Origin of the sequence: Gillisia sp. CAL575 (assembly GCF_000403785.1) — a bacterium.
Classification (GTDB): Bacteria; Bacteroidota; Bacteroidia; order Flavobacteriales; family Flavobacteriaceae; genus Gillisia.
The window spans coordinates 12,190-25,879 of the sequence record NZ_APHJ01000017.1; the positions used below are offsets into that span (position 1 = coordinate 12,190).

The following is a 13,690-nucleotide window of genomic DNA, read 5'->3' on the forward strand; positions in this document are numbered from 1 at the left end:
CAGTTCTATGGCCGTATTATAAACTATAATTTATATGCCTTGTTCTTAAGGTTTTTTTTATTCATAAAAAGTTCCATTATTATAGGGAAAAGGGATGCCGCAATAATTCCTAATATTATAATTTCAAAATTATTCTTCACAAAGGCAAAACTTCCTAAATAGTATCCCAGAAAAACTAAACTAAATACCCATATAAATGCTCCAACTACATTATAGCGAATAAATGTTGCATAGGGCATTTCTCCTATTCCTGCTACAAAAGGCGCAAATGTTCTAATAATAGGTAAGAACCGAGCTGTAATAATAGTTTTTGGTCCATGAAGTTTATAGAATTCATTTGTCTTCATGATATATTTTGGATTTACAATTGGCTTATCATTTATTTTCCAGTTGAGTAATTTAAGACCGAGATTCTTACCAAGGTAATAATTCACTCCATCTCCGAGAATTGCGGCTATAAGTAATACTGAAAGTGTAATTAGGAGATTTAATTCAGCTGTTTGTCCAACATCATTTTGAACACCCGCACAAAAAGTACCTGCAGTGAATAATAGAATATCTCCCGGTAAAAAGGCCATTACCACAAGTCCGGTTTCCATAAATACTATCAAAAATAGAATGGTATAGATCCAAACGCCATAATCCAACACCAATTTAAAAAGATGTTGGTCCAGATTTAGTATAAAATCTAAGATATAGTTAATGATTTCCAAGGTGTGTTATATTTTAATTTTTCTGAAATAGGTATATATTTTTTGGTCACCAAAAATGAATTTTATAATAAAAACTTTTAAGGCGCACTGAAGTTTAAATTTTCTTTCCTGCTTATAGATTTAGCGATTATTAATGAAACTGCAGCATCTCCAGAAACATTTATTACAGTTCTACACATATCAAGAGGACGGTCAACTGCAAATATCAAAGCCAAACCGGCCTCGGGAATTCCAGCCTGGGCTAGAACGATCACCAACATTACCATACCAGCTCCGGGAACTGCTGCAGATCCTATGGAGGCAAGGGTGGCCGTAAGAATTATCATTAATTGTGCTTCAAGACTAAGATCTATTCCAAAAGCTTGTGCAATAAAAACTGCTGCCACCGCCTGATAAAGACTGGTGCCATCCATGTTAATGGTTGCACCTATGGGCAGAACAAAACTAGCAACTTCTTTGGGCACTTTTAATTTGTTTTCTACACACTCCATAGTAACCGGAAGTGTTGCCGCACTCGAGCTAGTTGAAAAAGCAAGCAATTGTGCAGGGGCGATGGCATTATAAAAGAACCTGATTGATTTACCAGTAAATATCCAGACCAGTAAGGCATACAATGCTAGCATTATAATTAACCCCGTAACAACAGTTATGGCATACAGTGCTAGGGCAGAAAATAGATCGGCACTAGGAGATTCAACCACCAACGAAGCCAGTAATGCAAAAACGCCATAAGGTGCTGCCAGCATAATTAAATCAATCATTTTCAGGATCACATCATTAAATCCATTAACAAAATCCTTAACTGGTTTAGCCGCCGTTGAAGGGATCAATATTAGCCCTATTCCGAAGAAAACCGCAAAGAATATAACCTGGAGCATTTTGGTGTTGTCACTGGCTGCAAAAAATATATTGGAAGGAACAATATCCTCTAGCGCCTGAAGTGGTCCAGTTTCTTTTTGATCTTGAGCAGTTTCAATTCGGCCCTGAACCTCACTTGCATAGCTGCTCAACAAATTAGTACGGGTATTCTGAGAAATGGCATCACCCGGTTTAATAAAATTTACAAGTACCAACCCAATAGATACTGCCATGAAGGTGGTGAGAATAAATGTAATTACAGTACGGGTTCCCATTTGTGATAACTTTGAGATATCTCCAAGGTCTGAAACTCCTTTTATTAATGAGGCTAAAATGAGAGGAACCGCTATGAGTTTTAGAGAATTAATAAAGATGGTCCCTAATGGTTTAACCCAATCTATAATTAAAACGTAACCCCATGAAAATTGAGAAAGTAAAAGGGCAATAAATACCCCCGCGGCCATCCCTAAAAGTATTTGCCAATGCAGTGCAAGTTTTTTATGTTTCAATCTCTTAAGTTTTTTAATCAATCTGATTATTTGAACTAACTCATTCCAACGGTATGTAAGCCTAAAAATGAAATACAAATTGAAATTATCACTACCAATTGTGCTTCCATATACGATATCCTATGGTTCTCTTTAGATGCCGTTTAATCACCAATCCAATTATGAGCTGAAGTTTTCAAGCCCACAACTGTTCGTCCAATGACATGTCCTGTCACCTATTTTTCGTGATAAAAGATGCTCCTTATATCAATAGGAGCAGTCCAACTGCTCCCTATTAATATTGAAAAACATTAAGCAGTATGTTTTAGAATTGGCATCGCATTTAAATACTTTTGTAATTCCAAAACTAGGTTTTCTGCGTTTTTGAGTTCAAAATCTTCGGTATAGTTGAGATCGTAGTTATATAAATTAACCGTTAGTAGCCCTGAAGTATTGTTCTCGTAGAATTCCAGATCCAATCTGGAAAGGGTTGAGACCAGTTTGTTATGTAAACTATATTTGGCATAATGGGGTAGTAATCTAATCTGACCTATTTTATTTAGATCGATATGATTAATTATGAACTCATTTTCCAATTCCTGGACGAATAAAAATTGCCTTTTTAAAATATCTATTCCTGCAATATTGGTATTCCAGAGGAGCTTAAAAGTTATATTATAGCTTAATTTTAATGCTTCTTCTTTAAATTTTATTTTAAGGTTTTTTTTCTTTGTATTAACAAATAAACGACAAAGGATAAATGGCAAAAAACAAATGATCACCAAAATACCCGAAACGATGATAAAATCTAATTTCATTTTTCTGAATTTTAAATAATTAATCCTTTAAGTAACAGTTCAATAATTCTTAGAATATTAAACTTGCGGAAAATTTACAGGTTATTAGTACCTGTATAAGGATTTACAGAAAAGTATGGAAGGGAAAGATGATATCTGGAATACTTAAACCAGGTTTTATAAAACGACTATTAATATAATATTTTTCAGACTTTGTAAGAATTCTTAAATCTGATTCTGTGGGTATATATCCAGAAGGAAAAGATATGTGATTATAAAAATTATTGCAAGCAGTTGTAGGAAAGGGAGTAGATAAATCTATATGATCTTCAGACAACGAAATGGAGACTTCAACCCCAAGGCCTTGGGAAACTTCATTTATAGAAAAAGCTTGTGCGGCATTGGTGAAAACCAATATTAATAATACCGCTAGCAATCTAAAGTCGTGCATTTTATTTGAGTGAATTGTATTTCAAATGTAGATATTAAATATGTTAAAATTTAAAAACTTTTCCGCAATATTTTATTTCAACCTCAGAGATTAAATGACGCATTCTTGCTCATAATTTTAATTTCTCATAGGTTTAATTGTCTGGAAATAATACTTCTAGAGAGGTTATATGTGTTAAAGTAAAATTCACGAATCAATAAATAATATACATTTACTTCATAATTAACAAAAAACCTTAAACACAAAATGAAAAAAATATTGCTTCCTTTTTACGTGCTTGCAGTTGTGCTAAGCATGGTTTCATGTAAAGAAAATACTAATGAAACAACTCTTGAGGCGGATGAAACTTTTGAAACTCCGGCTGAGGTAAATGAGACGCCTGCTGTAGAAGAGGTGGATATTATTGAAGAAGATTCTACTTCAATTCAATAATGTAAATTTTTGGATTTAAATCAGATAAAACCGTTTTAAAACAACGGTTTTATCTTTTTAAAAAATACATTTTAGGTTTATCTGATTAGATAGTGGTGGGATAGAGAATTTGGGAAATTTAGAATCATATATTTTCGCTTACCTAAAGATTGGTGTTCTTAACTCAATCTTTTCAATCCAATATAGCTACTAATTAAGAAATTTATTTCCACGCTTATAAACTCAAAGTAGGAAAATTTGCTAATTACAAGTATGCTTTACTAGAATTCTCAAAGAGTAATCAATAGTAGGAATAGGTATCTCTGTTGAAATTTAACCTTCTGGCTTCTATAGATATTTCAAGAATAATTATTCAGTAATGAATGTGAAAAAGGAACAATGGGGCAGCCGATTAGGTCTCATTCTGGCAATGGCCGGAAATTCAGTAGGTTTAGGTAATTTTCTTAGATTCCCTGTTCAGGCTGTACAAAATGGTGGAGGAACTTTTATAATTCCGTATCTCATCTGTTTTCTTTTAATGGGACTTCCATTATTATGGATAGAATGGTCAATGGGCCGATTCGGTGGTCGCCTGGGGCATCATTCCACTCCTTTCATTTTAGATTCAATGGGTAAGAAATCTCTTTGGAGGTATTTTGGGGTATTTGGTATTTTCACTAATCTTGCGGTTGCTGCTTATTATTGTTATATAGAATCTTGGACTCTTTCTTATGCTTTTCATAGTATAAAAGGAACCTTTCAGGGTCTCTCCCAAACCAAAATCGCGAATTATTTCGATAGCTATGTGGGCATGGAAACTTCGTTTTTGGGTATCCCTAATGAAGCAATCTTGTTTTTTATTATCTGTATATTCATAAATACTTATATCTTGAGCAAAGGGCTTTCGGGAATTGAGCGAGTAGCTAAAATAGGAATGCCACTGCTTATATTGTTCGGTATTTTTTTAGCCTTAAAAGGACTTACTTTGGGCACAAGTGCTGCATCTGAAGAGTTTCCTCTAGCAAATGCTTGGGATGGCTTAAATTTTTTATGGACCCCGGATTATACTTCTTTGTACAAACCAAAAGTGTGGCTTGCAGCCGCCGGACAAATATTTTTTACTCTATCTGTAGGAATGGGGACTATACATTGTTACGCAGCATATATTGATAGCAAAGATGATGTTGCTCTTAATGCAACCTCGGCCGGTTTTACAAATGAATTTGTAGAAATAGTTTTAGGTAGCCTAATAGTAATTCCAATTGCTGCAGGATATTTTGGCCTTGATTGGATCAAAGAAAATATGAGTTTTGGAACAGCCTTTCAAACCATGCCTTTCTTATTTAATCAATGGGGGGCATTCTTCTCGTCCATAGCAGGTGTGTTTTGGTTTGGCCTACTTTTTTTTGCAGGAATTACTTCTTCCCTTGCAATGGGTACTCCATGGATAGGTTTTATGCGAGATGAATTTGGATGGAACATATCTAAAGGTGCATATTCCTTTGGTTTTTTAACCTTCTGTCTTGGACTGCCTTGTATCCTATTTTATCAATACGGGTTTTTTGATCAGTATGATTATTGGGCAGGAACCGTATCTCTAGTTATTTTCGCTTTAGCTGAAACAATATTATTTGCATGGGTCTTCGGAATTGATAATGGCTGGAAAGAGATAAACCTTGGGGCAGACATTAAAATACCTCTCTTTTTTAAGTGGGTTATAAAATTTGTAACTCCGGCCTTACTACTAGCTGTATTTTTGGGAGCATTAGTTACTCCTGAAGGGAATAATTGGGTTGGGGCTATATCTGGGTTTATAGAGGGTCAAGGTTGGGCTTTGGATAACAGCTCATTAATTCACCAAATCACTAACACACAGCTAAGAGAAGAATTATTATCTGTTACGGATTCTGCACAAATGGATTTCCTCCGAAAGCAGATCTATTATTCAAATATGTCAAGATTAGTGTTGTTAAGTTTGTTTTTGTTTATCAGTATACTTGTTTTCCTGGCTCATAAAAAAAGAAAAAAAATTACCTCAATATGAATCCTGAACCACTTTATATAATGTTGACCGTTCAACTATCGGTAACCATCTTCATGATTTACTGCTTTTGGAAAGTTTTACGAAAAAAGTAATAAAGAAACTAATTCTCAGGAATAGTTGTTGTAAACCGATGTTCACAACCGGGTTTTTCTTCTTTAAATATTTATGCCTTGTCTTGTTCCGAAATATAGCAACAGGTTAATGTTCAAGTACTTAAGGATTTAAATGTAAAAAAATATCATTTAGCAGTTGTAAAAAATGAAAGGGAGATTCTGCTGGAATGGTTACATTAGAAGGTGTTGTAGAAAAAATTACAGATGAATTTGATAGTGAGAAGGGAAGCACTCACAAGTCGGTTATCTTTAGGAATACTATAATCAATTACTTTTCTAGGTCTCTCGTCAAGTTGGTCTTGGACTTCTTTAATTCTCTTTTTTTGGTATTTCATTAAATTTAGTTTCTTCTGGAAAATAATCCCTAATGAAGCAATTGTTATTTTCATTGAGGGTTTTAAAAATCCACTACACTATCTAATGCATCATCAGCATCTTTGTGTATAAAGTTTGCCTGATAGTTAAGTGAGACTGCTAAAATAAAACTAGACTTAAGTTTAATCAGGAACTTAGTTAAAATACTTTTATATCTTTTCGAAACATGAAAATTGGTTAAGGTGTTTTCTTCTTATTATTAAAATCCAATAACACTCCAAAGCTCAAATTGAGCTGCGAAAAGAAGAAACTTTGGCTAGCTTTATCTTCAGTAAATTGAGTGGTTCTTATGTCGGGCATATTTATATAACCGCCTTTTAGTTCAGACTGAACAAAGAATACATCGAAAAAGGTGATGTTTAATGCCACTAAAGCATTAACGCCATAACCAGATAGATGAAACTCATCGTAACGATCTTTGTTTAATAAGGTTGAATTGGTTTTTGGAATTATAATTCCAGCACCCAATCCTTCAGATGTATTTATTCTTATATCTTTAGATAGCGCATAAATTTCGTCCACTCTTCTAAAATCAGCATTAATATAATTAAGACCATCTGTATGCTCAAATTGTAGAAAATCACCTGCAATTTCTATTTCGTCATTGTCATAATATCCATTGTAAACATTCCCCGTTTCCTCTATACTTCCTGAAATTGTGGCCACTTGATTTGGAACTACTATATATTTCATATGATCCAATCCCACAGAGATAGTATAATTTTCCTTTAGAAAATAACCAATTCTGAAATTAAATTGAGGGATGGTCATATTCGTTGGGTTGAGATATTTATTAATCTTAAAATCTGATTGACGATCTTTTGCCTTAACATCTCTTAATTCAAAGTCATAATCTTTTCCTTTAAAATTGATATCAGATTTGCTGTACCTGGCTTCATTCCAACCCCAATAAAAATAGAAATCACCTTTATGATTTTTTGGATTGAGTCTATTTTGAGAATAGCCCATAGTACTAAAGGCAAAGAGAAATAAAACAACGATGGAAAACTTCATATTAAGATTGGTTGAAGCTTAAGTCTTATTAAGTACAGTTACTTACAAACCATTGTAAATAGAAGTTACTTTTGAAAACTGCATCAATGTAAGAATGAAAGTTGTTTAAAGTTATAAGAAGTAATAATCAAAGAATTAAATTTTAAAATATGTTTGGGGTATCCATATCATATTTCATTTTAGGTTATAATCGTGGTGATTAATTAAGACTTAAACTCGAAAATTAAACCTGATCATATTAAAATGATAATCTGTTGTAGTCAATTTGAGAAATTCCCGACAAATAGAAAATGAAGGATGTATTGATAGACTTAAAGACTGAAAATAACTTTGCTTTTGGAAAGCTGTACGAAAATAATTTTCAAAAAATTTCCAAATTCGTATATAACAATAGCGGTAATAAAGCTGAAGCAGAAGATTTGTTTCAGGATGCTATGATAGTTTTAGTGGAGAAACTTCGGCAAGACCATTTTAAGCTCACTGCATCAATTGATACTTATGTTTATGCCATTTGTAAAAATTTGTGGTTCAAAAAACTTCGAGACAGAAATTTTCAATTTTCAATAGAAGAAATTCAAAAGATAGACTTTCAAAACTCAATGGCTGATTCTATAGAAAATGAAAAATCCTACTTGGAAAAACTCGAGGGATACCTTTTAAAGATTACGGCACATTGTAACAGACTTATTAAGGACATGTTTTTTAGGGAACAGGCAATAGAACAGATCCAACAAGAATATGGGTATTCTACAAAACATAATGCTCAAAATCAAAAACATAAATGTGTGCAACAAATTCGAAAAGTGAAAGAGCAAGAAGATAATTTAAAATAAAATAGTTTAGTTGGGTGATTTTTTGAGAACATTGGTATAAAGGTATAGTAGTTCATATTGACTACGATAACTTTTATAATTTAATAACAATGGTTTCAAAAATCAAAAATTTAGGATTCGCAGTTTTTTTAACTGTGTTTAGTGTGGTTTCTATTCATGCACAAGACGCAACAATGTGGAAGATTGACAAAGCGCACACTTCTGTCAACTTTTCAGTCAATCATTTCTTTTCTGTTGTTACAGGTAAATTTACAAGTTTTGATGGCAACATAAATTTTGATCCAGCCAACCTACAAGGAAGTAAAGTAGATTTTACTGTTGCTGTAAAAAGCATAAATACAGTTGACAATAAACGAGACAATCATTTGCAGTCTCCAGACTTCTTCAATGAAAAAGCCTTTCCCGATATGACTTTCAAATCAACTAAGTTGGAGAAGAAATCGGATAATGAATTTTTGGTTTATGGTAAATTAACCATTAAAGACAAAACCAAAGACATTGTTTTACCCCTAAAAGTTACAGGAGAAATGGAACACCCAATGATGAAAGGAACTATTATTTTAGGACTAGCATCTAATCTAAAAATCAATAGAAATGATTATGGAGTTGGAACAGGAGACTGGGCTGCTACTATGGTTGTAGGTGATGAAGTAGATGTTAACATAAATATGGAGTTAAATAGGATGAAATGAGTATTTGAAGCAAATCAAATTATAGTCAAAATAGATTAAAGTAAAATACACAGAAAAATCAAGTCTGAGATGGACAAAACATAAATAAGATGATTAATAAATTATTGTGAGTATTATGTTACAACACATCTATTTTAGTTAAAGAACATATAAAAACTTTGGTTTTAATCGCTTAAAGTTAGTTAAAAAACTTACTGTCAGAACAATTAGTATGTAATTTTATTGGAAGCATCTGGAATTTGGATGAAGTAATAATTAAATTTGAAGTATTATGAAGAGTAGTGAATGGGATGTTATAAAAGCCGCGAAAGAAGCAGGAATTCCAGATCCTGGGTTTGAAATTGATAAAAATACAGCGATTGTAATCACAGATCCTCAGAATGATTTTCTGAGATCTGATGGAGTGGCATGGCCAATTGTAAAAGAGAGCGTAAAGGAAAACAATACCATAGAAAATATGAGCCTGGTTTTTAAACTTGCCCAAGAAAATGGTATTAAAGTCTTTATTTCCCCGCATTATTTCTTCCCAACAGATAAGGGATGGAAATTTGGAGGAGCTCTAGAAAAATTCATGCATTCTAAAGAAATGTATAAGCGAAAAGGCATGTTGGATATGGAAGGTTTTGAAAATTCTGGTGCAGATTTTTTAGATGAATTCAAACAATACTTAGAAAAGGATAATATTATTTTATGTAATCCTCATAAATTATACGGTCCACAGAATAATGACCTAAGTCTACAATTAAGAAAATATAAAATCGACAAAGTGCTGATGGCTGGAATGTCTACAAACCTGTGCTTGGAATCTCACACCCGTCAATTATTAGAAGAAGGTTTTGAAATTGCGGTAATAGCCGATGCCAGCGGAAGTGCTAAATTGCCAGGTTTAGATACTTTTAAAGCTGCGTTGATGAACTTACGAATGATTACTAGCCATATATTCACTACTGAAGAATTTAAAGAAGCTCTTAAAGATGCCAAATTATAATTCATAAATTAAAATACTAATGATAAAAAAGGTCTAGCTTATAAATTAGGCCTTTTTATTTTAGTAAAATTTAATGTCGCAAAGGTTTAAATTTTTGAAATTTAATATACTGCTTTAGTGCTGCTTTAGAAATTTCACTAGAAGAAAATGCTGCCCTTTCTCTATCTTTAGTTCTATAATTTGAAAAACGCTAAATTTTCTTTTATGAAGAAACCATAGCTTAATAGATTTAGAGGGTTAGAAATACCAGGCGAATTGGATTTGAATGAATATAATGGAAATGTCATTTGTAGAAAGTCATCAAAATCGATGTACAATAAATTCAAACAGAGAAATAAAGAATTATGATAAAAACAAAAACTCTACACACAATAGGAAATTTAGTCGCCGCCGGGCTTATGCTCTTCTTCGCAATACCGAAACTTTTAGGAGCAGAAAAAAGTGTAAAGGGTTTTGAGCAATTTAAATCTCTAGTACCATTAGACCCAAATGTTTTTAGAGTATTTACGGGTAGCGTGGAACTTATAATCGTGATACTTCTCATAGTATACACCTTTAAAAACAAAATTAGCTTAGGGAAATTAGCCTACTTTCTATTATTGGCAACAATGATTGGTGGTTTAATAATGGAGTTTTTTGCAAGACCGAAACCAGTGATGATGCTAGTAATTATTGCAATTCTTCTCTCTATATTTTCCCTTTACAAACTCAAAATATTGCAAAAAGAATAATCTACGGGCCAAAAATTAAGGTTTTAATCATTCAACCATATTAAAAGAATTCATCACATAAATCATTTTAAAAATTAACGAAACTCAAAGGAACATGAAAAACAAAAATTTTAATAATCTCAAAGCAGTATTTGTAAACTGTACCTTAAAGAAATCACCAGAGAAAAGCCATACAGATAATCTGTTTCAGGTATCTAAATCTATCATGGAAAAGGAAAATGTTACGGTTGAAGAAATTCGTTTAGTAGACCATGAAGTAGCAACTGGAGTTCAACCAGATATGAAAGAACACGGTTGGGAAAAAGATGAATGGCCAGAACTTTTTGAAAAAATCTTTTCCGCAGATATTTTAATTGTAGGCACCCCTATATGGTTGGGTGAGCGGTCATCTATTGCATCAAAACTTATTGAACGCTTGTATGCAATGAGCGGAATGACCAACGATAAAGGACAATACCTTTTCTACGGAAAAGTAGGTGGTACCATAATTACGGGTAACGAAGATGGAATAAAACATTGTGCAATGGGGATTTTATACGCTTTACAGCACATAGGTTATTCTATTCCCCCTCAAGCAGATGCAGGTTGGATTGGGGAAGTTGGTCCTGGGGCCAGTTACGGTGATACGGAATGGAAGGGAAAGAAACTTTCTCCGCCATTAGGTACAGATTCAGATTTCACGAATCGAAACACCACCTTTATGACATATAATTTGCTTCATTTGGCCTCTACACTTAAAGAGCAAGGTGGCTATCCAAGCTATGGAAATTCTAGAAAAGACTGGGATGATGGTTCACGATGGGAATTTGAAAATCCGGAATATAGATAGTAAGAGTGTTTGTCCGTAAAGTATCCTAAACTGACTAAAGATATCATTCTGAGCTTGTTTCAGAATCTCATAATACGGTATATGAATATATTAAACATAGACTTTGAAATAAATTCAGGGTGACGAGATACCATTAGGACAATAAACGGATATACAAATAGTAAAATATTGATTTTTAATGCGGTACTAGTAATCTTATAAAATTCATATTATGATTTTAGATTTATCTTCATTAATTCCCATATCCCTACTGTTCCTTAGAATAATAGTAGCTATTGTATTCTTTTCAAGTGGTAAGAGTCACGCTATGAATCCTGTGGAACGAGGTGAGAGCATGGGACTTTCTCCATCAATGACCCGATTTTTGGGAATTGCCGAAATCATTGCTGCTTTCTCTATTGCCTTGGGTATTTTTCCACAAATTGGAGCTGCGATTATTGTGCTTGCGATGCTTGGAGCCATTCAAAAGAAAATTTTTGTTTGGAAAACAGGATTTTATGCTGATAAAGGCTTCGGTTGGCATTACGATCTAATTTTCATTATTGCCGCTTTAGTTATTATTGCTACTAATGGTGGCGCCTATATATTAACTTAACATACATTAAATGAACGTTTCAGAACAATTATTACAAATTCTTACAGATGCAGGAGTGACAAATGTCCATGGTGTTACTGGCGATGCACTTAATTTTTTTGTCAAAGCAATTGAAAAAAGCGATAAAGTAAACTGGCGTGCATTTAAGCATGAAGGCAATGCATCTTTCGCTGCGTTTGGCGAAAGTGAAACTACAGGCAATCTTGCAGTATGTGCAGGAACGGTAGGGCCGGGAGCTTTGCACCTTATAAATGGATTGTACAACGCTAAAAAGGAAAGAACTCCCGTACTAGCCATAACCGGACAAATTCCCAGAGCATTGCAGGGAACCAACTATTTTCAGGAGGTGGATCTAAAAAAGGTATACGACGATGTTTGCGAATATCAGGCAATCATTAAAACACCCGAAGAAGCACCTCAGATTATACAGCGGGCTATAAAAATCGCAATTAATCAACAAACTGTTTGTAGGATTGAACTACCAGCAGATGTTGCTGAAATGGAAGCAGAAAATCAGGAATTTATCCATCCTATGGTTAAATCTGAAGCAACATTAATGGCAAGCACGCGGCAGGTAAATCTCGCTGCAGAAATGATAAACAAGGCAGGACGAATCGCTATTTTAGCAGGTCACGGTTGCCGTGAATCGCGGGAAGAAGTATTGGCTTTGGCTAAAAAATTGAAAGCTCCAATTACACATACTTTAAAAGCAGCAGACATCTTTGATCATGATACCGATAATGTTGTTGGTCTTACGGGTCTTATAGGGAACCCGTCAGGATATCAAGGAGTGATGAAATGCGATTTATTGTTGATGTTAGCAACAGATTTTCCATATATCGAATTTTTACCGCATAAGACAGATACAATTCAAGTGGATGTTCGTGCAGAGAATATTGGTAACCGAACCGCCGTAAATCTTGGAGTACATGGGGATGTAAAGAGTTTTGTGGAAAGCTTACTTCCAAAAGTTGAGGAAAAAACAGACACAGATTTCGTAGATAAATTAACGGATAGTTTTAAGAAATATCGCGAAGAAAAATTAACTGAAGCATCACCAGAAAGGGACATTCAGCCACTTCATCCACAAATTTTCGCACGTTTTATTAATGAACATGCTTCCAACGATGCCATTTTTACAGTAGAAACAGGTACCTCCGCAATTTGGGCAGCTAATCATATTTCATTTCATTCACAACGCAGGATAATTGGTTCCTTCAATCACGGTTCTATGGCCGTTGGTTTACCATCCGCCATGGGTGCTCAATTTGCTTTTCCTAAGCGGGAAGTATGGTCTATATCGGGCGATGGGGCGTTTAATATGGCAATGCAGGATTTTATTACCGCAGTGCGTTATGATTTACCAGTCAAAATTTTAGTTTTAAACAATGGCCAACTAGGTTTCGTTAAGCTAGAAATGGAACAGGTAGGACTAGCGCCGGCAATTGATGCCTTATGTCAGCAAAACGTGAATTTTGCTGAATATGCAAAACTCTGTGGAGGGGAAGGAGTTAGAGTTGAAAAAGCCGAAGATATTGAACAGGCAATCCTTATGGCAAAAAATAGTAAGAAGCCTTTTATTATTGATGCCGTTGTAAATAGTGGGGAACTATCCTTACCTCCGCACATTGGAATGAAGCAAATTTTGGGTTTTGGAACTTCTAAAGCTAAAGAGGTGCTTCAGGTTATCACTGGTGATAAAGGACAATGGGAGAATTTGAAGAAAGAATTAAATGCATGGTTTGATTAAAAAAAATT

At 34.0% G+C, this 13,690-nt stretch carries 15 protein-coding genes; 9 read left to right on the forward strand and 6 right to left on the reverse strand.

Annotated elements, in window-relative coordinates; all coding sequences use genetic code 11:
• Nucleotides 1-23: 23 nt before the first annotated feature.
• The 4 genes from I130_RS00195 to I130_RS00210 form a co-directional block, all read right to left on the reverse strand.
• Nucleotides 24-713: a VTT domain-containing protein gene (locus tag I130_RS00195; RefSeq protein ID WP_034917201.1), complete on the reverse strand. Its 690-nt coding sequence runs from the start codon at nt 711-713 to the stop codon at nt 24-26.
• 77 nt (nt 714-790) lie between these two features.
• On the reverse strand, nt 791-2,080 hold the full coding sequence (locus I130_RS00200) for a dicarboxylate/amino acid:cation symporter (protein ID WP_262489263.1): 1,290 nt from the start codon (nt 2,078-2,080) through the stop codon (nt 791-793).
• A gap of 290 nt (nt 2,081-2,370) precedes the next feature.
• Nucleotides 2,371-2,877: a hypothetical protein gene (locus I130_RS00205; protein WP_034917204.1), complete on the reverse strand. Its 507-nt coding sequence runs from the start codon at nt 2,875-2,877 to the stop codon at nt 2,371-2,373.
• A gap of 103 nt (nt 2,878-2,980) precedes the next feature.
• Nucleotides 2,981-3,307 (reverse strand): hypothetical protein, encoded by a 327-nt coding sequence (locus I130_RS00210; protein WP_034917207.1) that lies wholly within the window; start codon nt 3,305-3,307, stop codon nt 2,981-2,983.
• Between the two features lie 246 nt (nt 3,308-3,553).
• On the opposite strand from I130_RS00210, the gene I130_RS00215 reads away from it, so the two are divergent.
• Complete coding sequence (locus I130_RS00215; protein WP_034917210.1) at nt 3,554-3,739, forward strand: hypothetical protein; 186 nt, start codon at nt 3,554-3,556, stop codon at nt 3,737-3,739.
• 358 nt (nt 3,740-4,097) lie between these two features.
• On the forward strand, nt 4,098-5,762 hold the full coding sequence (locus tag I130_RS00220; protein WP_034917215.1) for a sodium:calcium symporter: 1,665 nt from the start codon (nt 4,098-4,100) through the stop codon (nt 5,760-5,762).
• 289 nt (nt 5,763-6,051) lie between these two features.
• On the opposite strand, the gene I130_RS00225 is transcribed toward I130_RS00220, so the two are convergent.
• Nucleotides 6,052-6,264 (reverse strand): hypothetical protein, encoded by a 213-nt coding sequence (locus I130_RS00225; RefSeq protein WP_034917219.1) that lies wholly within the window; start codon nt 6,262-6,264, stop codon nt 6,052-6,054.
• A gap of 163 nt (nt 6,265-6,427) precedes the next feature.
• Nucleotides 6,428-7,264 (reverse strand): hypothetical protein, encoded by an 837-nt coding sequence (locus I130_RS00230; RefSeq protein ID WP_232224003.1) that lies wholly within the window; start codon nt 7,262-7,264, stop codon nt 6,428-6,430.
• A 290-nt stretch (nt 7,265-7,554) separates the two neighbouring features.
• Here I130_RS00230 and I130_RS00235 point away from each other — a divergent pair, with 290 nt between their 5' ends.
• From I130_RS00235 to I130_RS00265, 7 genes are all read left to right on the forward strand, one after another.
• The gene (locus tag I130_RS00235; protein ID WP_034917225.1) at nt 7,555-8,097 is read left to right on the forward strand and encodes an RNA polymerase sigma factor; all 543 of its coding nucleotides are present in this window, start codon (nt 7,555-7,557) and stop codon (nt 8,095-8,097) included.
• Nucleotides 8,098-8,186: 89 nt separating this feature from the next.
• Complete coding sequence (locus I130_RS00240) at nt 8,187-8,789, forward strand: YceI family protein (RefSeq protein ID WP_198012018.1); 603 nt, start codon at nt 8,187-8,189, stop codon at nt 8,787-8,789.
• Nucleotides 8,790-9,060: 271 nt separating this feature from the next.
• The gene (locus I130_RS00245; RefSeq protein WP_034917231.1) at nt 9,061-9,777 is read left to right on the forward strand and encodes a cysteine hydrolase; all 717 of its coding nucleotides are present in this window, start codon (nt 9,061-9,063) and stop codon (nt 9,775-9,777) included.
• A 344-nt stretch (nt 9,778-10,121) separates the two neighbouring features.
• A complete protein-coding gene (locus I130_RS00250; protein ID WP_034917234.1) occupies nt 10,122-10,508 on the forward strand; it encodes a DoxX family protein in 387 nt (128 codons plus the stop codon).
• Between the two features lie 94 nt (nt 10,509-10,602).
• A complete protein-coding gene (locus I130_RS00255; protein WP_034917237.1) occupies nt 10,603-11,337 on the forward strand; it encodes a flavodoxin family protein in 735 nt (244 codons plus the stop codon).
• Between the two features lie 211 nt (nt 11,338-11,548).
• A complete protein-coding gene (locus tag I130_RS00260) occupies nt 11,549-11,932 on the forward strand; it encodes a DoxX family protein (protein ID WP_083932834.1) in 384 nt (127 codons plus the stop codon).
• 10 nt (nt 11,933-11,942) lie between these two features.
• A complete protein-coding gene (locus tag I130_RS00265) occupies nt 11,943-13,682 on the forward strand; it encodes a thiamine pyrophosphate-dependent enzyme (protein ID WP_034917245.1) in 1,740 nt (579 codons plus the stop codon).
• The last annotated feature ends 8 nt before the right edge of the window (nt 13,683-13,690 follow it).